Raw genomic sequence first — 24,884 nt, 5'->3', positions numbered from 1 at the left:
CCGACCACGAAAGACCCACGTAAGAGTGCCACAGCGTCGCCTTCGGACTGCCATGACCGTTTTCAGATTGAAACAACTCGCGTCGACCTCCGTCCATGCCGCAGCCGACGTGATCGGCTGGGACTATGACCGCGCCGAGCTGATCGCTGACGGCGTCATCCATGCCATCGGCGTGCTTCTGGGCGTCGTCGCGGCGACCGTTCTGGTGGTGCTGGCGGCAGTCAATGCGAACGCGGTCGACATCGTCGGTGTCTCGATCTACGTCGCCGGCCTGCTCTCGATGCTGGTGCTGTCTGCGACTTATAATCTCTGGCCGGTGTCGCCGGCCAAATGGATATTACGGAGGTTCGATCACTCCGCGATCTACCTCCTGATCGCTGCGACTTACACGCCGTTCATCCTGGAACTGAAGGACAGCACCTTCGCGCTGGCGCTGCTCGTCGGTGTCTGGTGCGTGGCGATCCTCGGCATCGTGCTCAAGCTCGGCTGGCCCGGCCGCTTCGACCGCGTCGCCGTCGGCATTTACCTCGCCATGGGCTGGAGTGGCCTGATGCTCTACGACGCCGTGGTCAACGCGCTGCCGACCATGGCTCTGTGGTTCGTGGTCGCGGGCGGCGCGCTCTATTCCTTCGGGGTGATCTTCCACGCCTGGCGGCGCCTACGTTTCCAGAATGCGATCTGGCACGGCTTTGTCTTGGCCGGCGCGGCGTGCCATTATACCGCGGTGCTCGATCTCGTCCTGAGCTGAGCGCGAACAACACGCGGTATGAGAGGAGACGTCGGATGCAGGTGGCCGGCAAAGTCGTGGTCGTCACCGGCGGCGCCAATGGCATCGGCAAGGCGCTGTGCGAGGTGTTTCATCAGGCAGGCGCGGCCAAAGTCGTGGTCGCGGATATGGAGGCCGCCGGCGCGCGAGCAGTGGCGGCGACCGTGAACGGCGCCGCATTCAAATGTGACGTCGCCCAGGAAAAGGACATCGCCCACGTCATCGAGGAAACCGAGCGGCAGTTCGGCCCGATCGAGCTGTTCTGCTCCAATGCCGGCATCGGCGGCGGCTTCGATCCCCTGTCAGTGAATGCCGGCGGCTCCTCGGATGAGCCCTGGCAGCGGAGCTGGGCGATCCACGTCATGGCCCACGTCTACGCGGCGCGGCACCTCGTCCCGCGTATGAAAGCCCGTGGCGGCGGCTATTTCCTCAACACGGTCTCGGCCGCGGGCCTGCTCTCGCAGGTCGGCAGCCCCGCCTATTCGACGACGAAGCATGCCGCGGTCGGCTTTGCCGAGAACCTCGCGATCTCGCACAAGGCGCACAACATCCGCGTCTCCATCCTCTGCCCGCAGGGCGTTGACACCAACATGCTGCGCTCGATCCCCAAGGGCCCGCAAAGTGGCGACGGCGACCTCGCGCCCGAGCAGGTCGCGAAAGACGCGCTCGCCGGCATCGCGCAGGAGACGTTTCTGATCCTGCCGCACGCGCAGGTGCTCGGTTACATGCGCAAGAAGACCGAGAACTACGACCGCTGGATCGGCGGCATGGCCAAGATCCAGGCCAAGATGCGCGAGGAGTTTGGGAAGTAGGGCAGGCGCCGCCACACCTTCGGTGTCGTCCCGGCGAAGGCCGGGACCCATAACCCCAGGGAGTAGTTGCGGCGCGAGATCGGGGTTGCCAGTCTTCGCCAAACCGCATCCTGTGGTTATGGGTCCCGGGCTCGCGCTATGCGCGCCCCGGGACGACGAGTGAGTGTGTGGTGCCGTCTAGGCACCTCGCGGCCTAACTCTTCTGCGCGTAGAGCAGCGGCACCGCAGAATCCACGACGACCTCGATGAGGCTCGTGCCCTTCGACGACATCCCGCGCTTCAGCGCTTCACCAAGCTCCGCCGCCTTGGTCACCCGTACGGCGTCACAGCCCATGCCTTGGGCGAGCTTGACGAAATCGATGCCGGGCAATTCCAGCCCCGGCACGTTGCGCACCTGCATGACCTGGCTGAAGGAGCGCATCGCGCCGTAGCCGGAATTGTTGATGACGACGACGGTGAGCGGCAGCTTGCGCTGCGCGGCGGTCCACAGAGCCTGGATCGAATACATCGCCGAGCCGTCACCGATCAAACACACCGTGCGGGTCTTCGGCTTGCCCAGGGCCATGCCGACCGCAGCCGGCAGGCTGTAGCCGAGGCCGCCGCTCGACATCGTGTAAAAACTGTCCTGGCCGCGCATCGGCATGAATTTCTGCATCGCCGGCCGGTGCGAGGGCACTTCCTCGACGAGCGAGCTACCTTCCGGCATCGCCTCGGACAGCGAATGCAGCAGGAATTCGACCGGCAGCGGATCGGCCGCCTTCGGTGATGGTGGCAGCGTACGACCCTTTGGCGTCGCGCGCTTGCTCTCTGGCAGCATGTCGAGCAGCATGCTTAGCGCCGGCTTCATGGTCGTGACGATGCTGGTGCCGACCGGCGTCACCGCGGCGGCATCCGGATCGTCGGTGATCTGGAAGATGGTCGTGCCACCGTCGAAGATCGAGGCGTGCCCTTCGACATGGAAGGTGAACACCGGCGCGCCGACCACGACGACGAGGTCGTGTGCGCGCAGCGCATCCGAGAGCTGGCCGGGCGAGGCATGCAGGAAGCCTGCGAATTGCGGGTGGCGCTCCGGGAAGGAGCAGCGCGCCGAGAACGGGCTGACCCAGACGCTCGCCTTGGCCTTTTCGGCGACGCGCACCATCAGATCGACGGCGCCTGCGCGGTCGATGCCGGGGCCGACGACGAGGGCAGGGTGCTTGCTCGCATTGAGCGCCGCGACCAGCGCCTTCATTGCCTCAGGTTCGGGCCCGAGCTCGCGGCTGACCTTGCGCGCTTCGACCGGCGTCGTCGCATGGGTCCAGTCGTCGATCGGGATCGAGACGAAGGTGGGGCCGCAGGGCGGCTGCATCGCGGTGTGATAGGCGCGCGCGATCGCGGCCGGCACATCCTCAGGCCTCGCCGGCTCGACGCTGTATTTGACGTAAGGCCGCGGGAATTCGGACGCACGCTCGGCATAGAGGAACGCCTGCAAGGGCAGGATCGAGCGCGCCTGCTGGCCCGCGGTGATGACGAGCGGCGTCTGGTTGCGATGCGCGGTATAGATATTGCCGAGCGCGTTGCCGACGCCGGCCGCCGAATGCAGATTGACGAAGCCCGCGTTGCGCGTTGCCTGCGCGTAGCCGTCGGCCATGCCGACGGCGGAAGCCTCCTGAAGCGCCAGCACGTAGTCGATGTCGTCGGGCCAGTCGCTCAGGAACGGCAGTTCGGTCGAGCCGGGATTGCCGAACACGCGTCTGATGCCGAAGCCACGCAGCAGGTCGAGCGTTGCCTGCTTGACGGAGACGGATTTGCTGCCGGTTTTTCCGTTCTTTGGCATTGTCTCCGTCCCCGATTTCTTGATTGCTTAGGGTAGCGTCATTCCGGGGCGATGCGAAGCATCGAACCCGGAATCTCGAGATTCCGGGTTCGGTCCTGCGGACCGCCCCGGAATGACGGCACTAGATAATCACCACACCGCCGTCCCCTTCATCGTCGGCTGCCCTTCCGCGTTCGCCGTCCACAGCTCCAGTCCGGTATCGGTCTCGTTCGCGTTCACCGAAAATTCCGTCCCCTCGAACAGCGGCTGCACGCCGCGGTAGCTGAACTCCTTCGGCGCCTTGCCGCCGCGCAGCCTTGCCGCCATCTCGATAATCAGCGCCGCCTGCAACGGGCCATGGAAGATCAGCCCCGGATAACCCTCGGCCTTGGTGACGTAGTCGCGGTCATAATGGATGCGGTGGCCGTTGAAGGTCAGTGCGGAGTAGCGGAACAGCAATACGGGATCCGAGACATGCGTCTCGCGATGCTGCGACTTGGGCGGCGGAGGCGGGGCCTTTGCGCCTCCGGGCTGGTTGCTCGTGATCTCGCGATAGACGATGTCCTGCCGCTCGCGGACGGCGACCCCGCGCGGCGAGGTAATGGTGTGCTCGACCGCGACGAAGCATAGCGTGCCGGTCGAGCCGGTCTTCACCGTGACGTCGGCGATGCGAGAGCTCCGGGTCGTTTCATCGCCGACGCGCAAGGGTTCGAAAAACTCGATCTCGCCGCCGGCCCACATCCGGCGCGGCAGCGGCACCGGCGGCAGGAAACCGCCCCGCGTGGGGTGGCCGTCGGGGCCGAGCATCGACATCGGAAACACCGGCTGCGCCAGGCACCAATGCACCGTGAACGGCGCTGCGTCGCCCGGTCGCGGCTCGCCAACGTCCTGGAACAGCGTCGCGCGCAGGCCCTTGACGAGCTGCGCGGTGACGGTGTCGGTGGCCTCCTGGGTGCGGCCGATCCATTGCCGCAAATGATCGATGTCGAGCTTTTCGGTCATGACGCCTCGCTCTTGTTACTTCTTCTGACCGGACCGCTCGCCGATGGCGGGCACGGCACCGTAGCTGCGCGTCTCACCGACGACGATCGGCGCCGGCGCCGGATAGCTGACGCGCCCGTTCGGCGTATCGACCTCGATGCGGCGCAGATGCGGATGGGTCGCGAGGTCAGCCATGGTGTTGACCTCGGCAAACGCGATGTCGGCATCCGACAGCCGCCTCAACAATTCATCGCGCGTCATCTTCGCGAAGCTGTCTGCAACCGTCTTGTCGGTGAAATCGCGGTTGCGCACGCGCTCGACCATGTTGGCGACGCGCGGATCGCCCGGCAGGTTCGGCTGGTCCAGCACCTCCGCGCACAGTGTCTTCCATTCGCGCTCGCTCTGGATCGAGATCAGGATATCCTTGCCGTCTTTCGAGGTGAACACGCCGTACGGCGCGATCGAGGGATGGCGCAGGCCCATCCGCTTCGGCGGATTGCCGGCTTCCGCATTGAGCAGCGGCACTGTGCACCAGTCCGCCATCACGTCGAACATGGAGATGCGGATGTCGGAGCCCTTACCCGTGCGTCCCCGTGCGATCAGCGCTTCCAGGATCGCCGCATGGGCGGTGGCGCCGGTCGCGACGTCGACGATCGACATGCCGACGCGCGAGGCTCCGTCGGGATTGCCGGTGATCGAGGCGAGCCCGCTCTCGGCCTGGATCAGGAGATCGTAGGCTTTGCGATGCGCGTAGGGACCCTCGTCGCCGTAGCCGGTTATGGTGCAGGAGATGAGCTTCGGATAGTCGCGCAGCAATCGCTCGCGCGAAAAACCGAGCTTGTCCATCGAGCCGGGCTTGAGGTTTTGGATGAGCACGTCGGCGCTCGCGATCAGCTTTTCAAGCTCTGCGCGGCCTTCCTTGGTGGCGAGGTCCACCACGGCCGATTGCTTGCCGCGGTTGAGCCAGACGAAGTAGCTGCTCTGGCCCTTTGCTGCCGCGTCATAGCCGCGGGCGAAATCGCCTTCGGGACGCTCGATCTTGATGACTTCCGCGCCCGCATCCGCCAGGCGCGACGAGCAGAACGGCGCTGCGACCGCCTGCTCGACCGCAATCACCCTGATCCCGTCAAGTGCTCTCATGATGCGACCTCAGTACGAGCGGGGCATGTCGAGCACGTGCTCGGCGATGAAGGACAGCACCAGGTTGGTCGAGATCGGTGCGACCTGGTAGAGCCGCGTCTCGCGGAATTTTCGCTCGACGTCGTACTCCTCGGCGAAGCCGAAGCCGCCATGCGTCTGGATGCAGGCATTCGCCGCTTCCCAAGACGCATCCGCCGCCAACATCTTTGCCATGTTGGCCTCCGCGCCGCAGTCGAGTCCGGCCTCGTATTTGCGGGTCGCCTCCTTCACCATCAGCTCAGCCGCGCGCATCGAGGCGTAAGCCTTCGCGATCGGGAATTGGATGCCCTGGTTCTGGCCGATCGGCCGGCCGAACACCGCGCGCTCCTTGGCGTAATTCGAGGCCTTTGCGATGAACCACTTCGCATCGCCCACGCATTCCGCCGCGATCAGGATGCGCTCGGCATTCATGCCAGAGAGGATATAGCGAAAGCCCTTGCCTTCCTCGCCGATCAGGTTTTCCGCCGGTACCTTCATGTCCGCAAAGAACACTTCGGTAGTGGCGTGGTTCATCATGGTGCGGATCGGGCGGATCTCCAGACCCTTGCCCCTGGCCTCGCGCATGTCGACGATGAAGACCGAGAGGCCGTCAGTGCGCTTCTTGGCCTTCTCCTTCGGCGTGGTGCGCGCCAGCAGGATCATCAGGTCGGAATGCTCGGCGCGGCTGGTCCAGATCTTCTGGCCGTTGACGACGTAATGATCGCCCTCGCGACGCGCGAAGGTCTTGAGGGAGGAGGTATCGGTGCCGCTGGTCGGCTCGGTGACGCCGAAGGCTTGCAGGCGCAACTCGCCGGTCGCGACCTTCGGCAGATACTTCGCCTTCTGCGCGTCGCTGCCATGCCGGAGCACCGTGCCCATGGTGTACATCTGGGCGTGGCAACCGCCGCCGTTGCAGCCCGCGCGCTGGATCTCCTCGAGGATCGCGGCGGCCGCCGACAGCTTCAATCCCGCGCCGCCATATTCCTCGGGGATCAGCACCGAGAGGTAGCCGGCTTCTGTGAGCGCATCGACGAAGGCTTTTGGATAGGCCATCTCGCGATCGAGCTTGCGCCAGTATTCGCCGGGAAACTGCGCGCAGAGTTTTGCGACGGCTTCGCGGATATCGGCGTGGTCATCGGTGTGATGGTCGTCGTGTTTTTGTTGGCTCATGGCGTTTCCCGTCGGTCGCGTTGAAGATAACGCCGGCCAAGCGTCCGGCGTTGTGAAAACAACGCCAACCCCCTATGCTCATTTGCTATAGCGTATGGAGTAGCGTTCAAAGATTGGCAAGCATGGATTTCCGTCAGCTCAGGACCTTCAGTTGCGTGGCCGAGCTCGGTAGCCTTTCCAAGGCGAGCGACACATTGCGCGTGGCGCAGCCGGCGCTGAGCCGGCAGATCAAGCTCCTGGAACACGAGCTGCGTACCGAGTTGTTCACCCGCAACGGCCGCGGCATGGTGCTGACCGAGGCCGGACGCCTCTTGCTCGCGCGCACCTCGGGCATCGTTCGCCAGATCGACCAGATCCGCGACGACATCCAGTCGGCGCAGGGCCCGCTCTCGGGCCACGTCGTGCTCGGCCTGGTTCCAACCGTGAGCTGCGTGCTGTCGGCGCGCTTCGCCCGCCGCTGCGTCGAGACCTATCCGGGCATCACGCTGCGCATCGTCGAGAGCTACAGCGGCCATCTGGTCGAATGGCTGCATCGCGGGGAGATGGATCTTGCGATCCTCTACGGCCGCTCGGCTGATCTGCACCTCACCGTGCAGAGCCTGGGGCGCGACAACATCGTTGCGGTCGGCCCGCGCGGCTGCGGGCTCGCCCGCAAGAAGAGCGTCGACATCGGCTGGCTGCTCAGGCAGCGGCTGGTGCTGCCCAGTCATTCGCATGGGCTCCGGGCGCTGATCGAGCACGCGGCCGCGCAGCGCAAGATCAAGCTCAACGTCCAGCTCGAGGCGGATTCGTTCCGTGTCCTGACGAGCCTCGTCGAGGAGGGCCTCGGCTTCGCCCTGCTGCCACCCTCTTCGTTGCACGGCGAGGTCTCGGACGGACGGCTTGAAACCGCTGGTGTCTCGAAGCCGATGACGCGCGAGCTCATTGTTGCCTCTCCGATCGATCGTCCGGCGTCGACGGCGACCGTTGCCATCACCGCGCTCCTGCGCGAGGAAGTGGCCGCCTGCCGCAAGGACGGCGTCTGGGATATCAAACTCGCCTGAGCGCGTGCTTTCTCCCTCTCCCCGCGTGCGGGGAGAGGGAGCGCACCGATCGCTCCGTTCGACATCTCACGGGGATTTAGACCGGAAGCGCGTTGTCCTCACTTCGCATCTTGTGCGACCTGTCATGCCGGAATTTTATAGCCTGGCAATGAGGGTCAGGAGCGATCCGCTCATTGCCTCACTCTCTGCTGTCATCACCCGCGAAAGCGGGTGATCCAGTATTCCAGAGGCGGTGAAAACTACGGGGAAGCTGCGGCGTACTGGATGCTCCGCTTTCGCGTGGCATGACAGCGGAGATTCGGCAAGCGCTTGCCACTCCTCGCGCACGCTACCCCGGAATCCTCACCGGTAGCGTCTCATAGCCCTTGATGAAGCTCGAATAGATCCGCCGGGGTTCACCGACCACCTCGATGCGGTCGAAGCGCTTGAGCATCTCCTCCCAGACGATCCGGAGCTGCAGCTCGGCAAGCCGCATGCCGACGCAGCGGTGGATACCGAAGCCGAAGGACAGATGAGTGCGTGGCCGCGGCCGGTCGATGATGAAGTCGTTCGGCTTCTCGAACATCTCCTCGTCGCGATTGCCCGAGACGTACCACATCACGACGCGGTCGCCCTTCTTGATCTCCTTGCCGCCGATTTCGGTGTCCTGCAGCGCCGTGCGCCGCATGTGCGCGAGCGGCGTCTGCCAGCGGATCACCTCCGGCACCATGGAATCGATCAGCGCCGGATTGGCGCGGAGCTTGTCGTATTGCTCGGGGTTCTCGTTCAGCGCCAGCACAGAGCCGGTCATGGTGTTGCGCGTGGTGTCGTTGCCGCCGACGATGAGCAGGATGATGTTGCCCATGAGGTTGTCGGGGTCCATGAAGCGCGTGGCGTCGCTATGGGCCATCAGCGACAGCAGGTCGTTACGCGGCGCGGAATTGACGCGCTCGTTCCACAGCTTGGACATGTAGGCGTAGCACTCGTCCATCTCCTTCCGCCGTTCTTCGGCGGATGCGACGATGCCGCTCTTTGGCAGCGCGGTGGAGACGTCGGACCAGCGCGTCAGCTTGCGCCGTTCCTCCCAGGGGAAGTCGAACAGGGTGGCCAGCATCTGCGTCGTCAGCTCGATCGAGACGCGTTCGACGAAATTGAAGGTCTCGTTGCGCGGCAGATTGTCCAGCACGGACTGCGAGCGCTGGCGGATCAGCTTCGCCAGCTCGTCCAGATGCGTCGGCGTGAACATCGGCGACACCGTCTTGCGCTGCGCCGAGTGCGTGGGCTGGTCCATCGCAATGAAGCTCGGCCAGTCGTAACCGGCCGGCACGTCGCGGATCGAGATGCCGCCGAGCGTCGAGTCGGAGGAGAAGATGCCGTGATTGGTGTCGACATGCATGATGTCGTTGTATTTGACCACCGACCAGTACGGCTCGATCGGCGCGTTGGTGCAGTAGTGCACCGGCTCTTCCTTGCGCAGCCGCTCGAACCACGGCCATAGCGTGTCGTCCTGGAACAGCCTGGGCGCACCGGGGTGGTAATCCTTCAACGGTGTCGCATAGGCTTCCTCGTGGGCCCGGCGCATGCGTGCGGCGTTGTCGGTCCTGACTGGAGTTTGGATGTTCATGGCTGGTTGCTCCAGTTTTCGTGAATCACGCCGCAATCCTGACCGGCAGCGTCTCGTAACCCTTCACGAAACTCGAGTACACCCGCTTGGGTTCGCCGATTACGTCGATATGATCGAAGCGCTTCAAAATCTCTTCCCAGATGATCTTCAATTGCAGCTCTGCAAGCCTGAGGCCCACGCAGCGGTGGATGCCGAAGCCGAAGGAGAGATGCGTGCGCGGCCGGGCGCGGTCAATGATGAATTCGTAGGGTTTTTCGATTGCCTCCTCGTCGCGGTTGCCCGAGACGTACCACATCACGACCTTGTCACCTTTCTTGATTTCCTTCCCGCGGAATTCGAAATCGGCGAGCGCGGTGCGGCGCATATGGGCGAGCGGCGTCTGCCAGCGGATCACCTCGGGGACGAAGCTGTCGAGCAGCGCCGGATTCTCGCGTAGCTTCCGATACTGCTCCGGATGCTGGCTGAGCGCATAGATCGAGCCCGACATGGTGTTGCGCGTGGTGTCGTTGCCGCCGACGATCAGCAGGATCAGGTTGCCCAGGAAGTTCTTGGCGTCCATGTCGCGCGTCGCCGCGCCATGCGCGAGCATCGAGAGCAGATCGCTCTTCGGTGGTTGCTCGATGCGCTCCTTCCACAGCCGCGCGAAGTAAGTCGCACATTCCAGGAGCTCGGCTTGCCGCTGGTCCTCGGTGGCGACGAGGCCGCCGGAGCCGGGAATGGTGGTCGCGACATCCGACCAGCGCGTCAGCTTGCGGCGGTCCTCCCAGGGGAAGTCGAACAGCACCGCGAGCATCTGCGTGGTGAGCTCGATCGAAACGCGGTCGACCCAGTCGAATTCCTCGCCGCGTGGCAGATTGTCCAGGCACTCGGCCGAGCGCTTGCGGATGTTTAGCGCGAGCTCGTCCAGATGCGTCGGCGTGAACATCGGCGCCACGGTCTTGCGCTGGGCTGCGTGACGCGGCGGGTCCATGGCAATAAAGCTCTCGCGGCGCAGGTCAGGATCGATATCGCGGATGGTGATGCCGCCGAGCGAAGCGGCCGAGGAGAACACCGAATGGTTGGTCTCGATCTCCATGATGTCGTTGTACCGTGTCACCGACCAGTACGGGCCGAACATCGAGTCCTTGCAATAATGCACGGGGTCTTCGCGGCGCAGGCGGTCGAAATAGGGCCAAAACGCATCGCTCCTGAACAGTTCGGGATGGCCGGGATCGAACTGCTCCAGCGGCAGCGATGCGGCGCGCTCGTGTAAGCCCTCGCGCGTGACTGGGCTCTCGATGGTCCCATGCATGACCTGTTCTCCCTTGCAGCCGCGCGCGTTATTGTTGAATTCTGCGCTGCGGTATTTGTCCCCGCAATTACAACCCGTTGCGTGCGTCGGGGCAAGGGCGAGTTTTGCCACATCCGGATTTGTGAGCAGGCGGAAGCGGCGAATCTCGCCGGCTACCCGCTGACCGGCTCCCCCCGCCAGCGGCTCCGACGCTGCTGACCGCGGCGCTGAAGGGCATATGGGGCGGGGGTAAGGTCTAGGGTCAGAACTCTATGGCTTGACGCTTTCAGTGAAATGCCTTGCGAAAAAATTCGACGACATCTGCGTGAAGCCGTCTATGGAAGCCGGCGCGATCGAAACCCGGCGCATCGGTACAGATTGCAGAAGTCTCTTGTGTCTCCTTCGGGGTGCACGTGGCGAGGAACGAATAGTGTTTCGCATTTTCCACGAAATGGTAGTCCGGCTTCGTCGGAAGCCTTTGATTGATAGCTGCCGCGCAGCACCCAGATAGGCCGTCGCCACTCTGCGCCGGGTCAGAACTCCATAACTGGACCGGCACCGCTATTCCTTTGAGATTCTCCTCAGCGAAGAGGAATGTGGGAAAGGGATCGATGATGACGGCGGCCTTGACTCGCGGGTCATGGGTGATCGGTTGATCGGCCAGCTCACCGTCTTCGAGCTGCTTGCATGCCTTCAGGCTCGACGTCGCGCAGTTAGGCAAGCCTTTCCGCAGGTCGGGATTGCCGCCGATGACGACGAGACCCGTGTAGCCACCAAATGAAAAACCATAGAGCCCTATATGCTGGGTATCGATGCGTGACGCATCCGGCCAGCCATCAAGCATATAGTCGATCAACCGCTTGACGTCTGTGGGTCGCTCGACGAGAACCGAGAGACTGTCCGTGCGGCTCGTATCACGCCAGGTATCGCCAGGATGGTTGAGCACTGCAACAACGAACCCAGCATCCGCCAAGGCAGCTGCGGTGTCGTGGTGACCGCCGAACCATCCTCTCCTGCCATGTGACATCACGATGAGTGGGAGCTTTTCTCCAGTGATCCGACATCCGGGCACAGCGAAAAAGGTAGCTCCACGCGCATCCATCTCTTGAGGCGGCTCGGCACAAGGGGTCCAAACCAACAATCTGATCGCCGGTCCGGCCGGGCTGGCAGGAATGTCGAAGTTTCTTACGCCGGCAGCTTGCGAGGTTGTCACTCCGAAGAAAAACAAGATGGCGAAGACGAACGTAGGCTGATGCATCATGATCCTATGGGCCCAGGAGGTTGGCGCTTCGATGAAGTCAAATGTGCCCGTTTCTCATCGTGCGCTACATCCCGACGAAGTCGACGCCGATCGGAAGGGGTGCCTCGGACGCGAGGGGCGATGCCCCATCACGTCTCTCGCAACGTCGGTAAACCATGGGTTTCGCTGGGGCTGCGCGCTGATCCTCATCGCGGCCTAATAGCCGCGGCCTTGCCGCCGCGAACCGCGCACCGGCACTCCCTGCCAATACGGGTTCTGCAGGCACATGGCCGCAAGTCCCGATGCCGTCGCCCGGCATTGATCCATGGAGACATAGCTGCAGTCGATGATGGTGAGGCCGCGCACATGCCATGTCTGCAGGCACACCGGGTAGCGCGGGTCGTAGCGTTGCGCCGCGGCTGGTGCGACCACCAGCATCGCTGCGCCCGCCAGGATCAGCAGATGAAGCATGCGCATGATGTGACGTCTTTCAACCTGCGACGTGCAGGCATCGGGCAATGTAGCAGATGTCTGACATCATGACACTCAGGCGATGAAGGAGTTCTCCGCAAGCTCCCACCATGCCGGTTCCGATGGGACGCCGGCGGGCGTCCCATCGGATTTGTTGTGCGATCGCCGGCCTGTCAGCGCAGGATCTCGCGCAGCACCTCGCCGTCGACGTGATGAGGCTTCACGCCCAGGATCTGCATGATGGTCGGCGCCACGTCGACATTGCGCATGCGCCGGATCGTCTCGTTGCGGATCTGGGGGCCGGAGGCAATGAAGGTCGCGCTCATCACCGGCAGCTCGGGATCATGGCCATGGGCGCCGTAGAAATTCGGCATCGACAGCGTGGTCGAGGCCGAATTGAACGGCGCATCGCCGAGGCGGGCGACGCCGGGGCTCTGGATGCCGTCGAAGTTGTAGCCAGGGGCCATCAGCGCGAATACGTCGCCGAAATCCTGACCGATGGTCTTGCTGGTGCACTGCCCGGTCGTGGCCTCGCATTGCAGTGGCCGGCTCTCGACCACCGTGAAGATGCGCCCGTCCTGAAGTGAGTAGTTGAACCGCGGGTTGGGATCGACCGCGTTCTTCACCGCATCGGCGATCTGTGCGACCAGGGCGTTATAGGCCGCGGGATCGACGGTGCCGCCCGACTCGCGCTGCTGGAGGTTGACATAGATGTTGGCCGCCGGGCCGGACGTGCGGACTCCCACCTTGGTGGTGTCGATACCGGCATTGCGCAGGATGTTGAGCATGCTCACCGAGGTGTGGAACGGCGCAAAGCCGTGGTCCGACACCACGATGACGTTGCTGTCGCGGTCCGCAGCGTCGGCGATTCTCTTCACGGCCTTGTCGGCAGCCTGGTAAGCGAAGCGGATGTACGAAGCGTAGCGCGCGACCTTGGCCGGATCCTGGTTGGCGCCGATCGAGTTCGGGTCGTTCGGGCTGGTACCCTGGCGGGGGTCGGTGAGCAGGAACTGATGCTCGGAGCCGTCGGGCTCCTCGATATAGACCATCACCAGGTCGGCATCGGGATGGTTCAGGATCGCACGCTCGCCGATATCGGCCTGGTAGCGCACGAAGGTCTTCACCATGTCCTCGTACATCGCCTCGATCTCGACGTCGGGGAAGTTGGTGAAGCCGGGGCTCAGCCGCTCCGGAATGCGGAAGTCGCCCTGCGGACGCCAGAAGCCGATATTGTTGTTGATGTCGTCGACGTCGGCCAGCACCGGCGTGTTGCGCGGGATGTAGTTGGCGCCGTAGCGGGCGAAGCGCACGACCGAGAGATCGGGCGCGAGCTGCGAGACGAAGTAGGCGGCGCCGACCTTGGCTCCGCTGCCTTCGAAGAAGAACGGCGCGTTCTCGCCGCCGAACTTGGCATAGGCCGGTCCGGTCGACGGCGCGTGGAATGGTCCCGACGTGATGCCGCGTGTCGCGTCGAAAAACACCAGCGTGTCGTAGTTCACCTTGCCGTCGTTGCTGGTGTCGATGGCCGCCGCCCGGATCGCATATTTGACGTCGAGCGTCGCTGCGCTGGTGCAGGTTGTGGGCGCCGCCGAGGCGCACGAGAACGTCTCGATCGGCGCCGACGTCGCCAGCACCGGGCTGTACGAGAACTGGCCGGCCGCCTGAAGCGCCGTGGCGACGGTCGGATCGGGCGCAAAATCCCCCTTGGACAGCGAGAAGCCCTGGGCCCCGATGCCGCCGAACGCCCCGAACGGCACGGTGTAGTTGGTGACGCGGATCGGCTGGGCCGGCTGCACCACCGTGTTGTTGATCGAGATGTCGGCGCCATCGCCGCCCGGCCAGGTCGCGGTGGCGACCTTCTTGCCCTGCTGGCGCAGCTGCACCCACAGCGGCAACGCTGTCGGCTGCGGCGAGGGCCCGAGCGGGCTCTCCTGATAGCCGCCGATCGGAGCCGCAAAGCCGCTCAGGCTCGATGAGATCGGCGCGACGACGGCCTCGAAGGTATTCGACGGGATGTCATTGTGCACGGCCGTCGATCCGGTCGCGATCGCGATATGCGACACCGCGGTGAGCGACGGCGAGGCCGTCACGTTCTGCATCGCCACCGCACCGTGGCGGCTGAGCCGCGCCAGTCCGCCGTCGCGCGGCAGCACACCCTCCTCGATGAACTTCTGGATGAAGTCGGGCTTGGCGCCGTCGAGCGAGATCAACACCACCTGCGGTGACTTGCGGCCGTGACGGTTCCCGTCGTGACCATGATCATTGTCCTGTCCGGCGCGTGCTGGCGCCACAACGCCCAGCGATGCGGCGAGCGACATCGCGGATATCGAGAAAAGAAAGCCTTTCGATTTCATATGGACGCCCCATCATTATGTCTGGCGCAACTTGCGCGAGTTTTCTCGGGAGGGACGTACCGACTATCGCGATTGGCTGACGCACATGTGACGCTCGCGCGACACGCGTAAAATTCGGCGACAGCGCGCGAGGAGGGCGGCTTGTGGTTCTGCTCAGCTCGATCTCAGGGACTCGTTGTGTAGGAGCGCCCGGGTTCGAGAGCGTAGATAGTCAGAAAGCGGAGCGGGCGCCCCGGGTCACAATTGCGAAACAGAGTGTGGGGACTGTCGGAGCGATCCTGCAAGGTTTCGCCGGCTCGATACTGTCGCGGCTCATCGTCGCCATAGGCCGACTCGGCAACGCCTTCGACAATGAAGATCACGCCGCCGACCGGATGCCGGTGAAGCGGCGCGACGCCACCGGGTGGATAGGTCACCTCGACCACGACGAGCTCGCGCTGATCACCCGGCAATGCAAGGCGTTCGAGAACCTTGCGTGTGACACCCGCAAAGCCGGCTTGTTGCTCGCTTGCCTGACCGCCGCTGCTCTCACTCATCCGATGTCCTTTTCTCGTCAGCATCCAGGGGAGAGGGCGCAGCGAACTCGCTGGCCTGTCACTCCGCAAGATTATTCACCTGTTTCACCCAGGCCCGCACGTCGGCGATCACCTCGGGCAGAACGCTGCGGACCTCCGGCACCGTCATGCCTGCCTTGATGCGCGGATCGTAGAGCAGATTGAGGATGTACTGATCATAGACATCGAAATAGCCCATCGACACATTGTCGTTGAACATGGTCCAGGGCACGCTCGCGGTGTCGTTGATCGGCCCGAGCGATTGCAACAGCTCCTCATAGGCGCAGTCGAGGAAGACGAAGTCGCCATTGTCGACCGTCAGGATGACGTCGGAATGCTCGATCTCGAACTTCTCGTTCTTGCGAAAGCCGGAGAGGCATTGCGGATCGAGCGAGGAGCGGATCTCGCGCGCCTTGTCCGCGCCATAGAACGTCGAGATGGTGCGATAGAGGTCGCGGTCGCGCACCATCTTGACGCGGACATTGGCCGCTTCAGCATCGTCGGTCATGGCGATGTCCAGATGCTGCACGCGTCGCGCAATGTCGGCGACGACCTTGGCGAGCTGCGCCCTGCGGTCGGCGCGGCCCTCGCTCTCGGCGAAGACGCGCACCGGGGCGTCGAATTTGCGGATGCGGTCGACGCGGCCGGCGAGGTGATATTCGGCGCCGAACGCGGTCTTGAGGAAACCGTCGACGATCTCGCCGTCGGTAAAGCTCTTCTTCTCGCTGCGCTGGCGCGATGCGATCGCCGGCAGCTCGCCGGCGGTGGCATTGGTGCAGACGTCGCCGGCGCAGGTCAAAACCGCCAGCGCGAGAAGGGCGGTGCGACAAAAGGGCGAAAGCGGGCGACAAGCGTTCATCGTCATGCAACGCTGCCGTATTCGCACCTCGCGCACAAGAGCGCAGCGGTCGCGGGTCCGGGTTCCAACTGCGTAGGGTGGGCAAAGGCGCGACAGCGCCGTGCCCCGCCATCTCAACGCGATAGCGGTTGCAGCGCGCGTAGGGTGGGCACGAAGCGTGCCCACCTCTTTTCCCGAGATGATGGAGAAATGGTGGGCACGGCGCTTCGCGTCTTTGCCCACCCTACGAAGTGACCCTAGTTGTTCAGCACCACCACCGTGGTGCCGACCGAGACGCGGCCATAGAGGTCGGTGACGTCGTCATTGGTCATGCGGAAGCAGCCGGAGGAAACCGCTTGTCCGATCGTCTCCGGCTCGTTGGAGCCGTGGATCCGGTAGAGCGTCGAGCCCAGATACATCGCGCGGGCACCGAGCGGGTTCTCGATACCGCCACGCATGTGGCGCGGCAGATCGGGCCGGCGGGCGATCATCTGCGCCGGCGGCGTCCATTCCGGCCACTCCTTCTTGGCGGAGATGCGATGCACGCCGCCCCAGCGGAAGCCGTCGCGGCCGACGCCGATACCGTAGCGCAGTGCCTGGCCGTTCGACAACACGAGGTAGAGCCGCCGCTCACCGGTGTTTATCACGATCGTGCCGGGGGCGTAGTTGGTGGGATACATGACGGTGGTGCGGGGGATCGGGCTCGCCCCGCCGCCGAGATAGCCGGTGGAGGCGGTGCCGGTGAAGTCAAACATACCCGCCGCATACGCCCCGCCTGCGCTGATGGTCAGGACCGCGATGGCGGCGATCGGTGCGGCAAAAAACCGGTTCATTCTTTCCCCCAGCAAAAAATCGATTCAATGGACGACCACAGGCCATATTTGCCGGCGTTTCGCAAGCCACGGCAGCGTGAGCAGGCACAATCCTTAACGATTGCCAAACGCGGAGAGCGCGCAGGATCGCAAAGCCGCATTAGGCAAGAAACCCCGTCGTGGCACCCGGCAGGGCAGCAATGTCCGCTATTGCTTTGACGGGGACGGCGAACAATGGTTGATCGATACAGATCCAACGTAAAAAGGCCGCGGGAGCTGAAACGATGAACGGTGCGGAAAGCTTGGTACGGACGCTGGTCAAGGGCGGGGTCGACATCTGCTTCACCAATCCCGGGACGTCCGAGATGCACTTCGTTGCGGCGCTCGATCGTGTTCCCGGCATGCGCTGTGTACTCGGCCTGTTCGAGGGCGTGGTGACTGGCGCGGCCGACGGCTATTACCGCATGAAGGGCGCGCCCGCCTCGACGCTGCTGCACCTCGGCCCCGGTCTCGCCAACGGTCTTGCGAACCTGCACAACGCCAAGAAGGCGCATTCCGGCATCGTCAACATCGTCGGCCAGCACGCCGGCTACCACATCGGCTACAACGCGCCGCTCACCTCCGACATCGAGGGCCTGGCGCGGCCGATGTCGTCCTGGGTGCGGACCTCGCCGGACGCCAAGTCGGTCGCCGCCGATGGTGCCGCGGCGATCGCCGCCGCCAAAAGCGCGCCGGGGCAGATCGCGACCCTGATCCTGCCTGCCGACACCGCCTGGAACGAGGCCGAGGACATCGCCGAGGTGCCGGCGGACAAGCAGCGCCCGTCCTATTCGCCGCAGGCGGTCGAGCTTGCCGCCAAAATCCTGCGCAATGACGGCAGCCGTACGCTGATGCTGATGGTCGGCAGCGCGTTGAGCGAGCAGGGGCTGGCGTTGGCGCAGCGCATTGCCGGCAAGACCGGATGTCAGGTGATGGGCCCGACCTTCCGTCCGCGCATGGCGCGCGGCCGCGGCCGCTTCTCGATCGACCGCATCCCCTATGTGATCGACCAGGCGCTGCCCCTGCTGAAGGATTTTCGTCACATCATCCTGGTCGAGGCCAATGATCCCGTCGCCTTCTTCGCCTATCCGAACAAGCCGAGCCTGCTCAAGCCCGAGGGCTGCGAGGTTCATCGCATGACCGAATGGGGCGAGAACTCGGTCGCGGCGCTGGAAGCGCTTGCCGGCGCGCTGCATGCCACCTCGCACGACGTCAAGCCGCAGCAGCTCCAGGAGCTGGTGAAGCCGACCGGCGCGCTCAATTTCACCACCATCGCCCAGGCGATCGCCTATGCGATCCCCGAGAATGCAATCCTGATCGATGAATCCCTGACCACGGGGCGCGGCTTCTTCCCGCCGACGGCGGCGGCGGCGCCGCACGACTGGATCCAGAACATGGGCGGCTCGATCGGCTTCTCGACGCCGCTCTCGATCGGTGCTGCGATCGCCTGTCCTGACCGCAAGATCATGTGCATGGTCGGTGATGGCAGTGCGATGTACACGATCCAGTCGCTGTGGACGCAGGCCCGCGAAGGACTGAACATCGTCACCATCGTGTTCGCCAATCGCATCTACCAGATCCTGCGCGGCGAGTTCGACGGTGTCGGCGCCGGCGAGCCCGGCCAGCGCGCGACCGACATGCTCAGGCTCGATCGCCCAACCCTCGACTTCGTGGCGCTGGCAAAGGGCATGGGCGTGCCGGGCCGCGCCGTCACCGGCGCCGACGAGTTCAACAAGGCGCTTGCCGAAGCCGTCGCCGAGCCAGGGCCGCGGCTGATCGAAGTCGTGATGTGAGGTAAGCTTCGATTGCTTCCCGCTCGGCGATGCGGAGCATCGTCCGGAGACGCGCGTTCCGTGCACCTCACCATGAGGTCTCGTAACGCAGAAATATGAGAGCGCTTGGGGCGGGGAGCACGATGCAGACCGAGCTGAACAAGTTGATCGCGGCACTCCGGGAACTTTACGTCCACGAAGACTTCCTGTTCGAGAGGGATGTCGGCGAGCGCGCGGTGACCCACCGCTTTGCCGTTTATCTGGAGAAGCAGTTTTCCGGCTGGGCGGTCGATTGCAACTACGACCGGCTCGGCGAGCGCACGCTGCACCTGCCGCGCGGCACGATCATCTCGACCGACGATCATTTGGGAAAATCGATCTACCCCGACGTCGTCGTGCATCAGCGCGAGATCCCGAACAACCTGCTCGCCGTCGAAATCCGCAATGCGAGCAATCACACCGCGATCGAGCACGACCAGCAGAAGCTGAAGGCGCTCACCAATCCCGATATCTGGTTCGCCTACCAGATCGGCGTGCTGCTCGTGCTTGCCAGGGCGAAGGTAACGACCGCGGAAATCTATGTCGGTGGCGTGCTCGACCGGACGCAGACCATCTGGTTCACGGAACGGCTGAAGGAGACCGGGCCCGGCGCGCCGCACTAGAGCATGATCCGGACCCGAAAGGGCCGCGTTAGCGCAACGTGTGAAGCGGTTTCCCTCGCGACAAACGCGGAACGCATTTGTGCGGAGATCATGCTCGAACAACAACCTAGACGCGATGACAATTCTTCCTGATCTCATCGCGCGGTATGGCAATGCCTGTTGTGTGAATCCGGCCACAGTGCGCGCCCGCCTTTCGGCTTATGCTCGGTGACTTGCGTACGCCCAGCGCGCAGGATTAGCTTTCGACATTCGGATCAGGAACTTTGGAGGTTCTGATGCAAAGGTCATATTTGCCCGCTGCGAGTATCGCATTCGCCCTCATGTTGCAGACGCCGATCGCGCTGGCTCAGGGCACCGACGCGGCAACCACGCCGCCGATTCAAGCCACGACCCCTGCGCCTGCCGCAACCACGACTGCGCCGGCCGGCACGACCCAGACCGCCGCGCCCGCGACAGCGACGCCCGCGGCCGGCGCGACCGCAACGACCCCATCGGCAGATTCGAAGAAAACCACTGAGAAAAAGCCGGCCAAGAAGAAGCAGATGACACGGCAGCAGGAGATCGATCATTCGATCGACACCGGCACGGTTCCCTCGCGCTACCGCAGCTCGGTGCCAAAGGAGTATCAGCATTACATCCCGTTCGATAAGAAGTAGCGCATGTTCGCGGCAGGCGCGGCGTGACCACGTTACGCCGCCCCTCAACATCGACGAGGTCCTGGATTGAGCGTCGCCTTTACCAAAGAAGAGAGTGCCGAAACCGCGTCCGAGACGTTGTTGCCGGATCGCCCGATTTCTCCGCATCCCAACCTGGTGACCCAATCAGGATTGCAGGCTCTGGAGTTGCAGCTTCGGCAAGCGCGCGAGGCCTACGAGGCCGCGCAGCGCATCGAAGATGTCAACGAAAAGCGCCGGCAATCGGCGGTTCCCTTGCGCGACGTCCGCTACCTCGCCGAAAGGCTGCGCACGGCCCAATTGGTTCCCAATCCGGCGTCGACCGATACGGTCGCCTTCGGCAGCACGGTGACGTTCAGCCGGGCCGACGGCCGCGTGCAGACTTATCGCATCGTCGGGGAGGACGAAGCCGATCCGAAGGCCGGGTCGATCTCGTTCGTGGCTCCGGTCGCGAAATCGCTGATCGGGAAGGCGGTCGGAGACGTCGTCGGTGCGAGCAGTCAGGAGATCGAGATTCTGTCGATCGCATAAGGGCATGTGCGGCAAGCCGTGTGTGGGAATTGCAGCGGCCTAACAGTTCCCAATAACCCTAAAGAGGTGCGACATCGCGCGTTCTACCAGCGCCCATTTGAGGATGGTATACGCAGCCGCTCTTCGTCGCGATGGAGCTGCTGGCTCACGTTAGTCTCTGGCGGTTTGATCCGTTTCGGCAGCGCTTCAGTGTGACCGGAGAGCCGAGCTTCTTTGCCACAGGCAGGAGGACATCGAGGTCGGCATCGCCCTTACATTTCAAACATTCTTTGCGCTCAAATGGTTGGCCATCGGTCTGCCATAGCAATCCTCGCCCGTGAAACGCGACAGAGCCACTGGGGCGAGCACAATCGGTTTGACGATGAGTGAACACTATGGACCAGGCCGGATCGGCTTTCGGGGTTGAGTTCGTCCGTGATTGGGCTGAAGCCTCCGCGCGGTGGGGTGACGGCGGCTGCGCCACGGTCTTCCAGCATAGGCACTGGCTCGATGCATGGTACCGCACCTTCGAGTTCACGCCTCTGATCGCCTTCATCGTGGCCGCCGACACGCGGCGCGACGTTGCGCTGGTTCCGCTGGTGTGCGGCAGGCGCGGCCCCGCGCGCGTCGTCGAATTCGCCGATTTCGGCCGCAGCGACTACAACGCGCCGATCCTGGCATCCGACTCGCCGCGCGATTCCGCGAGTCTGCGTATGATCGCTTCCGACTTCCTGACAGCGTTGCGCGGGTTGCCCGAGCGTCCCGATCTGATCAACCTGGAGAAGATGCCGATCGAGATCCGTGGGCGCCCCAACCCGCTGGCGGCGACCCAGCGGGCGACCCTCTGTTCGGTGAACGGCAATCTCGTCGAGTTCGGCGACGGTTTCGAGGACTATCGCGCCTCAATCGCCAAGATCCAGTTGGCGCGCCGCTGGCGCGTCTTCGCCCGCCATCGCGGAGCGAGGTTCGAGATGGTTACGGACGTCGACGAGGCGCTGCGCATTCTCGACGTGATGGATCGCCAGCAGAACAAGCGCATGAAGGAGCTGGGAGAGAAGTTCGTCCTCGACGAGCCCCGTAACGCGAAGTTCTACCGCGACGTGGTCCGCCGCGGGCTCGGAGACGGCTACGCCATTGTTTCGGCGCTGGTCTGCGGCGACGAGGTCGTGGCCACCACCCTGGGACTGAGGCACGGCGCGCACTATTCGCTGTTGCGCAACACCAACGCCGGCGGGCAATGGTCGAACTGCTCGCCGGGTCAGCTCTGCATCGAACAGACGATGGCGGCCCTGCATCGGCAAGGCGTGCGGCACTTCGATCTCAGCATCGGCAATTCCGATTACAAGCGGCGTTTCGGCGCCAGGCCGCTCTGGTTGACGGATGTCCGCATCGCCCTGTCCTGGCGCGGCATGCCCCATGTGCTGCGCGCCCAAGCCGTGCGGGAGCTGAAGCGACATCCACGCACTTTCGCCGTGGCCAGGCAGCTTTGGGTCCAGTGGTCAGCACCCTTGCGGCCGCGTCTGTCGACTTATCGCTGATTTCTTTGACCGTCTTCGCCTCGCCGCCGTCGTGGCATCCGATGCGACCCCCAGCGCACGCGGCTGCCCCTAAGCCTCACGCAAGTTCGCCAGTCACAAATTGAGCGCGGCCTGATCCGAACGACCAGTCAGCGTCTCCATTTTCGACGAAAGAAACGATGATGTCCGAGCTTTCGAGACTGCAGGCATCCTTGAGCATCTGACAGAGCAGCTTGTAGAATTGCAGCTTCTGTTCCTGGGGCCTGCTTCGGGATCTGACCTCGACCAGGACAACCTTGTCGGTACGCGCAATTCCAAGACCGGTGTCCAGGGCTATCATCCTGCCGGGACGATATTCCGATACGAGCTGATAGCGATCGCCATCAGGCACGTGAAATGCGGCGACGACGGCGGCGTGAGCCGCATCGAGGAGCTTCTCGATCTCGGCGTCTGTTCGGCCTTCGAGAATATTGAATCGAAGCAGCGGCATCTGGACTTTCCTTTCTCTGATTTCGGGAAGCAACGGTCTAGGGTGGGGCATCCCTGCATTGAACGCTTGATCGCAGATCATATGACATGCATAAAATTGCACATCAACGAACCAAATTGCGGCTCCATTGTGCAGGAAGTGTAGGAAATGGATTGGGAGCGGGTGAGGATATTCCTGGAAGTCGCTCGCGCAGGGCAGATCCTGAAAGCGTCAAAAAATCTTCGATTGAATCACGCGACGGTCGCGCGTCAGTTGACCGCGCTGGAGAAGAGCCTCAAGGCGCAGCTGCTCGAGCGCCACACATCCGGCTGCACGCTAACTGCCGCAGGGGAGGCACTGGTCCAAGCCGCAGAGCGCGCGGAAAGCGAGTTTCTCAAGGTCGGTGCCAGCATCGGCGGCAGTGCAGATGCCATCACCGGCACGGTGCGAGTTGGAGCACCAGATGGACTTGGCAACTACTTCCTGGCCGAGCATCTGGGCGCGTTGGCCGCGCGCCACCCGGGACTGATCATTCAACTCGTGCCACTCCCGCGCACGTTCTCGCTGTCGCGTCGGGAGGCGGATATCGCGATCACACTGGATCGGCCGAAGCAGGGCCGGCTCATCCTGTCCAAGCTGACCGACTACACGCTGAGCGTCTACGGCTCAAAGAGCTATCTCGAGCGCGAGGGGACGATAAAGGCTCATTCCGATTTGGCAGGTCGTCTGTTCGTGACGCACATCGAGGACTTCGCTTACAGCCGGGCTCTCGACTACGCCTCCGTTCTCGGCCGGCTGATGTCTCGCCGCTACGAGTGCGGCAGCGTCATTGCCCAGATGGAGGCAGTCCGAGCCGGGCATGGCATCGGCATTTTACATGACTATGCTGCAAGGCGTTACCCAGAGTTGCGGCGCTTGCTTCCTGATGTCCGCTTCGTTCGCAGCTATTGGCTGACGTCACATCCTGACACGCACGGAACGCGCAGGGTTCAGGAGGTGCACCGGTTCATCACCTCGTCGGTAAAGGCAGCCAAGTCCTCCTTTGAGTTGGACTGATCGCGATGCTGGCTCGAGCTACTCGCTACGATACCAGCTCGCCAGATTCCACGTTGTGACGTCCCAACCCGAGATATCGGCCATGAGGCCATTGACGGCGCCGCCGACGATGTTGCGCGAGAGGAGCGGCAGGAACACGTTTGCCTCGCAGAAGGTCTCGTCGACCTTGATCAGCAGCGCGGCGCGCTTGACCGGATCGAGCTCATTCTGCGCAGCCTTGTAGGCCTTGTCGGCCTCTGGATCGGACCAGCGCGAGATGTTTCGGCCGAGCCATTTGTTCTCCTTGTTGGCGATCTCCCAGGAGACACACTGGTTCAGGAACCGCTCCGGATCTGGCTGCGGCTGCGTCGTGTTGAACATTTCCATGTCAGCATAGAATTTCGAGTAGGTATCGGGATTGCCGACGTCCGACGAGAAGAACACCGATGCGACGACCGACTTGAGCTCGATCTCGATGCCGGCGCGCTGGCAGGCCTGCTTGATGATGGCCTGCGTCTTCTGGCGTGGGGCATTGATCGAGGTCTGGAAGACGAATTTGAGCTTCTTGCCGTCCTTCTCGCGGATGCCCTCCGCGCCCTTTGTCCAGCCGGACTCGTCCAGGATCTTGTTCGCCTTGTCGACGTCGAACGCGTATTTGAGCTTGCCCGACTTGAACTGCGCAGGTTGGTTGACGAAGCTCGCCGTCGCGATGCCGCCGCGGCCGTAGATGAATTTCTGGATCGCCTCGCGATCGATCAGCAGGTTGATCGCCTGGCGAACGGCCGGATCGGACAGCGTCGGGTGCTTCGTCTTGACACTCGAACGCTCGCCGTCAACCTCGGTCCACGGATCCGTCGTGTTGAGGATGATGAACTCGACGTTGCCGGAGGGCGTGACGTCGACCTTGCCCTTCCCGCTGGTCTCCATGCGCTTGAGGACCTCATCCTCGACCAGCAGGTTCCAGGCATAGTCGTATTCGCCGGTCTGAAGCACCGCGCGCGCGGCAGAGACCGCGTCGCCGCCGCCCTTGACCTCGAGCGTGTCGAAATACGGCTGGTTCTTCACGTGATAGTCGGGGTTGCGTTCAGCCCGGATCATGTCGCCCGGCTTGAACTCGATGAACCTGTACGGGCCGGTGCCGATCGGCTTCAGATTGCCCGGCGCTTCGCGCGACTTCGCGCCGACATAGTCGCCGAAGTGATGCTTCGGCAGGATCTGGCCGACCGCGCCGACGAAGGGGTCGGCCCAGAACGGGGTCGGGCTCTTGAACTTCACCTTGACGGTGTGGTCGTCGATCTTCTCGACTGTGATGTCCTTGTAGGATCCCGTGGTGTATGCC

At 63.5% G+C, this 24,884-nt stretch carries 24 protein-coding genes; 10 read left to right on the top strand and 14 right to left on the bottom strand.

The annotated features are described in order from the left end of the window. Positions 1-52 precede the first annotated feature (52 nt). Both trhA and Q3C01_RS31310 read left to right on the top strand, forming a co-directional pair. Entirely contained in the window at positions 53-748 is a 696-nt protein-coding gene (gene trhA, locus Q3C01_RS31315) for a PAQR family membrane homeostasis protein TrhA (protein ID WP_458149150.1), read from the top strand. A 35-nt stretch (positions 749-783) separates the two neighbouring features. Further along, positions 784-1,578 (top strand): SDR family oxidoreductase, encoded by a 795-nt coding sequence (locus tag Q3C01_RS31310; RefSeq protein ID WP_458149149.1) that lies wholly within the window; start codon positions 784-786, stop codon positions 1,576-1,578. Between the two features lie 193 nt (positions 1,579-1,771). Here the strand turns inward: Q3C01_RS31310 and mdlC are convergent, their stop codons facing one another. The 4 genes from mdlC to Q3C01_RS31290 all read right to left on the bottom strand — a co-directional run bounded on the left by mdlC (position 1,772) and on the right by Q3C01_RS31290 (position 6,682). Continuing rightward, entirely contained in the window at positions 1,772-3,394 is a 1,623-nt protein-coding gene (gene mdlC / locus Q3C01_RS31305; RefSeq protein ID WP_458149148.1) for a benzoylformate decarboxylase, read from the bottom strand. A gap of 129 nt (positions 3,395-3,523) precedes the next feature. Further along, the gene (locus Q3C01_RS31300) at positions 3,524-4,375 is read right to left on the bottom strand and encodes an HTD2 family dehydratase (RefSeq protein ID WP_458149147.1); all 852 of its coding nucleotides are present in this window, start codon (positions 4,373-4,375) and stop codon (positions 3,524-3,526) included. A gap of 15 nt (positions 4,376-4,390) precedes the next feature. Further along, positions 4,391-5,494: a CaiB/BaiF CoA transferase family protein gene (locus Q3C01_RS31295; RefSeq protein ID WP_458149146.1), complete on the bottom strand. Its 1,104-nt coding sequence runs from the start codon at positions 5,492-5,494 to the stop codon at positions 4,391-4,393. Between the two features lie 9 nt (positions 5,495-5,503). Next, entirely contained in the window at positions 5,504-6,682 is a 1,179-nt protein-coding gene (locus Q3C01_RS31290; protein ID WP_458149145.1) for an acyl-CoA dehydrogenase family protein, read from the bottom strand. Positions 6,683-6,804: 122 nt separating this feature from the next. Between Q3C01_RS31290 and Q3C01_RS31285 the strand changes: the two genes are divergently transcribed. Next, positions 6,805-7,725 carry a LysR substrate-binding domain-containing protein gene (locus tag Q3C01_RS31285; protein WP_458149144.1) on the top strand — a complete coding sequence of 307 codons (921 nt, stop codon included), beginning with the start codon at positions 6,805-6,807 and terminating at the stop codon, positions 7,723-7,725. Positions 7,726-8,053: 328 nt separating this feature from the next. Here Q3C01_RS31285 and Q3C01_RS31280 read toward each other — a convergent pair whose 3' ends face one another. Further along, complete coding sequence (locus Q3C01_RS31280) at positions 8,054-9,328, bottom strand: cytochrome P450 (RefSeq protein ID WP_458149143.1); 1,275 nt, start codon at positions 9,326-9,328, stop codon at positions 8,054-8,056. A gap of 25 nt (positions 9,329-9,353) precedes the next feature. Next, positions 9,354-10,619: a cytochrome P450 gene (locus Q3C01_RS31275; RefSeq protein ID WP_458149142.1), complete on the bottom strand. Its 1,266-nt coding sequence runs from the start codon at positions 10,617-10,619 to the stop codon at positions 9,354-9,356. Between Q3C01_RS31275 and Q3C01_RS31270 the strand changes: the two genes are divergently transcribed. Then, positions 10,614-10,817 (top strand): hypothetical protein, encoded by a 204-nt coding sequence (locus tag Q3C01_RS31270; RefSeq protein ID WP_458149141.1) that lies wholly within the window; start codon positions 10,614-10,616, stop codon positions 10,815-10,817. The genes Q3C01_RS31275 and Q3C01_RS31270 overlap by 6 nt on opposite strands. A 67-nt stretch (positions 10,818-10,884) precedes the next feature. On the opposite strand, the gene Q3C01_RS31265 is transcribed toward Q3C01_RS31270, so the two are convergent. The 6 genes from Q3C01_RS31265 to Q3C01_RS31240 all read right to left on the bottom strand — a co-directional run bounded on the left by Q3C01_RS31265 (position 10,885) and on the right by Q3C01_RS31240 (position 16,888). Then, entirely contained in the window at positions 10,885-11,859 is a 975-nt protein-coding gene (locus Q3C01_RS31265) for an alpha/beta hydrolase family protein (RefSeq protein WP_458149140.1), read from the bottom strand. Positions 11,860-12,054: 195 nt separating this feature from the next. Further along, positions 12,055-12,315 carry a DUF3551 domain-containing protein gene (locus Q3C01_RS31260; RefSeq protein ID WP_458149139.1) on the bottom strand — a complete coding sequence of 87 codons (261 nt, stop codon included), beginning with the start codon at positions 12,313-12,315 and terminating at the stop codon, positions 12,055-12,057. A 167-nt stretch (positions 12,316-12,482) separates the two neighbouring features. Further along, complete coding sequence (locus tag Q3C01_RS31255; protein WP_458149138.1) at positions 12,483-14,663, bottom strand: alkaline phosphatase family protein; 2,181 nt, start codon at positions 14,661-14,663, stop codon at positions 12,483-12,485. 164 nt (positions 14,664-14,827) lie between these two features. After that, the gene (locus Q3C01_RS31250) at positions 14,828-15,199 is read right to left on the bottom strand and encodes a cupin domain-containing protein (RefSeq protein ID WP_458149137.1); all 372 of its coding nucleotides are present in this window, start codon (positions 15,197-15,199) and stop codon (positions 14,828-14,830) included. A gap of 58 nt (positions 15,200-15,257) precedes the next feature. Beyond that, positions 15,258-16,076, bottom strand: coding sequence for a DUF2927 domain-containing protein (locus Q3C01_RS31245; RefSeq protein ID WP_458149185.1), 819 nt, complete (start codon positions 16,074-16,076; stop codon positions 15,258-15,260). Between the two features lie 236 nt (positions 16,077-16,312). Continuing rightward, positions 16,313-16,888: a L,D-transpeptidase gene (locus tag Q3C01_RS31240; RefSeq protein WP_458149136.1), complete on the bottom strand. Its 576-nt coding sequence runs from the start codon at positions 16,886-16,888 to the stop codon at positions 16,313-16,315. Between the two features lie 263 nt (positions 16,889-17,151). Between Q3C01_RS31240 and Q3C01_RS31235 the strand changes: the two genes are divergently transcribed. The 5 genes from Q3C01_RS31235 to Q3C01_RS31215 all read left to right on the top strand — a co-directional run bounded on the left by Q3C01_RS31235 (position 17,152) and on the right by Q3C01_RS31215 (position 22,062). Further along, positions 17,152-18,699, top strand: coding sequence for an acetolactate synthase large subunit (locus tag Q3C01_RS31235; protein ID WP_458149135.1), 1,548 nt, complete (start codon positions 17,152-17,154; stop codon positions 18,697-18,699). A gap of 122 nt (positions 18,700-18,821) precedes the next feature. Continuing rightward, positions 18,822-19,340 (top strand): hypothetical protein, encoded by a 519-nt coding sequence (locus tag Q3C01_RS31230; RefSeq protein WP_458149134.1) that lies wholly within the window; start codon positions 18,822-18,824, stop codon positions 19,338-19,340. Between the two features lie 275 nt (positions 19,341-19,615). Beyond that, on the top strand, positions 19,616-19,996 hold the full coding sequence (locus Q3C01_RS31225) for a hypothetical protein (RefSeq protein WP_458149133.1): 381 nt from the start codon (positions 19,616-19,618) through the stop codon (positions 19,994-19,996). Positions 19,997-20,062: 66 nt separating this feature from the next. Continuing rightward, entirely contained in the window at positions 20,063-20,545 is a 483-nt protein-coding gene (gene greA, locus Q3C01_RS31220; RefSeq protein WP_458149132.1) for a transcription elongation factor GreA, read from the top strand. A 374-nt stretch (positions 20,546-20,919) separates the two neighbouring features. Further along, positions 20,920-22,062 (top strand): GNAT family N-acetyltransferase, encoded by a 1,143-nt coding sequence (locus Q3C01_RS31215; RefSeq protein ID WP_458149131.1) that lies wholly within the window; start codon positions 20,920-20,922, stop codon positions 22,060-22,062. A 76-nt stretch (positions 22,063-22,138) separates the two neighbouring features. Here Q3C01_RS31215 and Q3C01_RS31210 read toward each other — a convergent pair whose 3' ends face one another. Beyond that, on the bottom strand, positions 22,139-22,531 hold the full coding sequence (locus tag Q3C01_RS31210; RefSeq protein ID WP_458149184.1) for a tautomerase family protein: 393 nt from the start codon (positions 22,529-22,531) through the stop codon (positions 22,139-22,141). Positions 22,532-22,678: 147 nt separating this feature from the next. On the opposite strand from Q3C01_RS31210, the gene Q3C01_RS31205 reads away from it, so the two are divergent. Then, the gene (locus tag Q3C01_RS31205) at positions 22,679-23,566 is read left to right on the top strand and encodes a LysR family transcriptional regulator (RefSeq protein WP_458149130.1); all 888 of its coding nucleotides are present in this window, start codon (positions 22,679-22,681) and stop codon (positions 23,564-23,566) included. A gap of 18 nt (positions 23,567-23,584) precedes the next feature. Here the strand turns inward: Q3C01_RS31205 and Q3C01_RS31200 are convergent. Then, the coding region (locus tag Q3C01_RS31200; protein WP_458149129.1) for a peptide ABC transporter substrate-binding protein at positions 23,585-24,884 on the bottom strand (1,300 nt) is incomplete at its 5' end.

It is taken from the genome of Bradyrhizobium sp. UFLA05-109, assembly GCF_054185165.1.
Note: the sequence above shows the minus strand (reverse complement) of the source record. Positions and strands in the feature narration are given on the sequence as shown.

Excerpts from the sequence above, each read along its gene's own strand:
- trhA (WP_458149150.1), top strand. The coding sequence starts at position 53 with ATGACCGTTTTCAGATTGAAACAACTCGCGTCGACCTCCGTCCATGCC.
- Q3C01_RS31310 (WP_458149149.1), top strand. The coding sequence starts at position 784 with ATGCAGGTGGCCGGCAAAGTCGTGGTCGTCACCGGCGGCGCCAATGGC.
- mdlC (WP_458149148.1), bottom strand. The coding sequence starts at position 3,394 with ATGCCAAAGAACGGAAAAACCGGCAGCAAATCCGTCTCCGTCAAGCAG.
- Q3C01_RS31300 (WP_458149147.1), bottom strand. The coding sequence starts at position 4,375 with ATGACCGAAAAGCTCGACATCGATCATTTGCGGCAATGGATCGGCCGC.
- Q3C01_RS31295 (WP_458149146.1), bottom strand. The coding sequence starts at position 5,494 with ATGAGAGCACTTGACGGGATCAGGGTGATTGCGGTCGAGCAGGCGGTC.
- Q3C01_RS31290 (WP_458149145.1), bottom strand. The coding sequence starts at position 6,682 with ATGAGCCAACAAAAACACGACGACCATCACACCGATGACCACGCCGAT.
- Q3C01_RS31285 (WP_458149144.1), top strand. The coding sequence starts at position 6,805 with ATGGATTTCCGTCAGCTCAGGACCTTCAGTTGCGTGGCCGAGCTCGGT.
- Q3C01_RS31280 (WP_458149143.1), bottom strand. The coding sequence starts at position 9,328 with ATGAACATCCAAACTCCAGTCAGGACCGACAACGCCGCACGCATGCGC.
- Q3C01_RS31270 (WP_458149141.1), top strand. The coding sequence starts at position 10,614 with ATGCATGACCTGTTCTCCCTTGCAGCCGCGCGCGTTATTGTTGAATTC.
- Q3C01_RS31275 (WP_458149142.1), bottom strand. The coding sequence starts at position 10,619 with ATGCATGGGACCATCGAGAGCCCAGTCACGCGCGAGGGCTTACACGAG.
- Q3C01_RS31265 (WP_458149140.1), bottom strand. The coding sequence starts at position 11,859 with ATGATGCATCAGCCTACGTTCGTCTTCGCCATCTTGTTTTTCTTCGGA.
- Q3C01_RS31260 (WP_458149139.1), bottom strand. The coding sequence starts at position 12,315 with ATGCGCATGCTTCATCTGCTGATCCTGGCGGGCGCAGCGATGCTGGTG.
- Q3C01_RS31255 (WP_458149138.1), bottom strand. The coding sequence starts at position 14,663 with ATGAAATCGAAAGGCTTTCTTTTCTCGATATCCGCGATGTCGCTCGCC.
- Q3C01_RS31250 (WP_458149137.1), bottom strand. The coding sequence starts at position 15,199 with ATGAGTGAGAGCAGCGGCGGTCAGGCAAGCGAGCAACAAGCCGGCTTT.
- Q3C01_RS31245 (WP_458149185.1), bottom strand. The coding sequence starts at position 16,076 with ATGAACGCTTGTCGCCCGCTTTCGCCCTTTTGTCGCACCGCCCTTCTC.
- Q3C01_RS31240 (WP_458149136.1), bottom strand. The coding sequence starts at position 16,888 with ATGAACCGGTTTTTTGCCGCACCGATCGCCGCCATCGCGGTCCTGACC.
- Q3C01_RS31235 (WP_458149135.1), top strand. The coding sequence starts at position 17,152 with ATGAACGGTGCGGAAAGCTTGGTACGGACGCTGGTCAAGGGCGGGGTC.
- Q3C01_RS31230 (WP_458149134.1), top strand. The coding sequence starts at position 18,822 with ATGCAGACCGAGCTGAACAAGTTGATCGCGGCACTCCGGGAACTTTAC.
- Q3C01_RS31225 (WP_458149133.1), top strand. The coding sequence starts at position 19,616 with ATGCAAAGGTCATATTTGCCCGCTGCGAGTATCGCATTCGCCCTCATG.
- Q3C01_RS31215 (WP_458149131.1), top strand. The coding sequence starts at position 20,920 with ATGGACCAGGCCGGATCGGCTTTCGGGGTTGAGTTCGTCCGTGATTGG.
- Q3C01_RS31210 (WP_458149184.1), bottom strand. The coding sequence starts at position 22,531 with ATGCCGCTGCTTCGATTCAATATTCTCGAAGGCCGAACAGACGCCGAG.
- Q3C01_RS31205 (WP_458149130.1), top strand. The coding sequence starts at position 22,679 with ATGGATTGGGAGCGGGTGAGGATATTCCTGGAAGTCGCTCGCGCAGGG.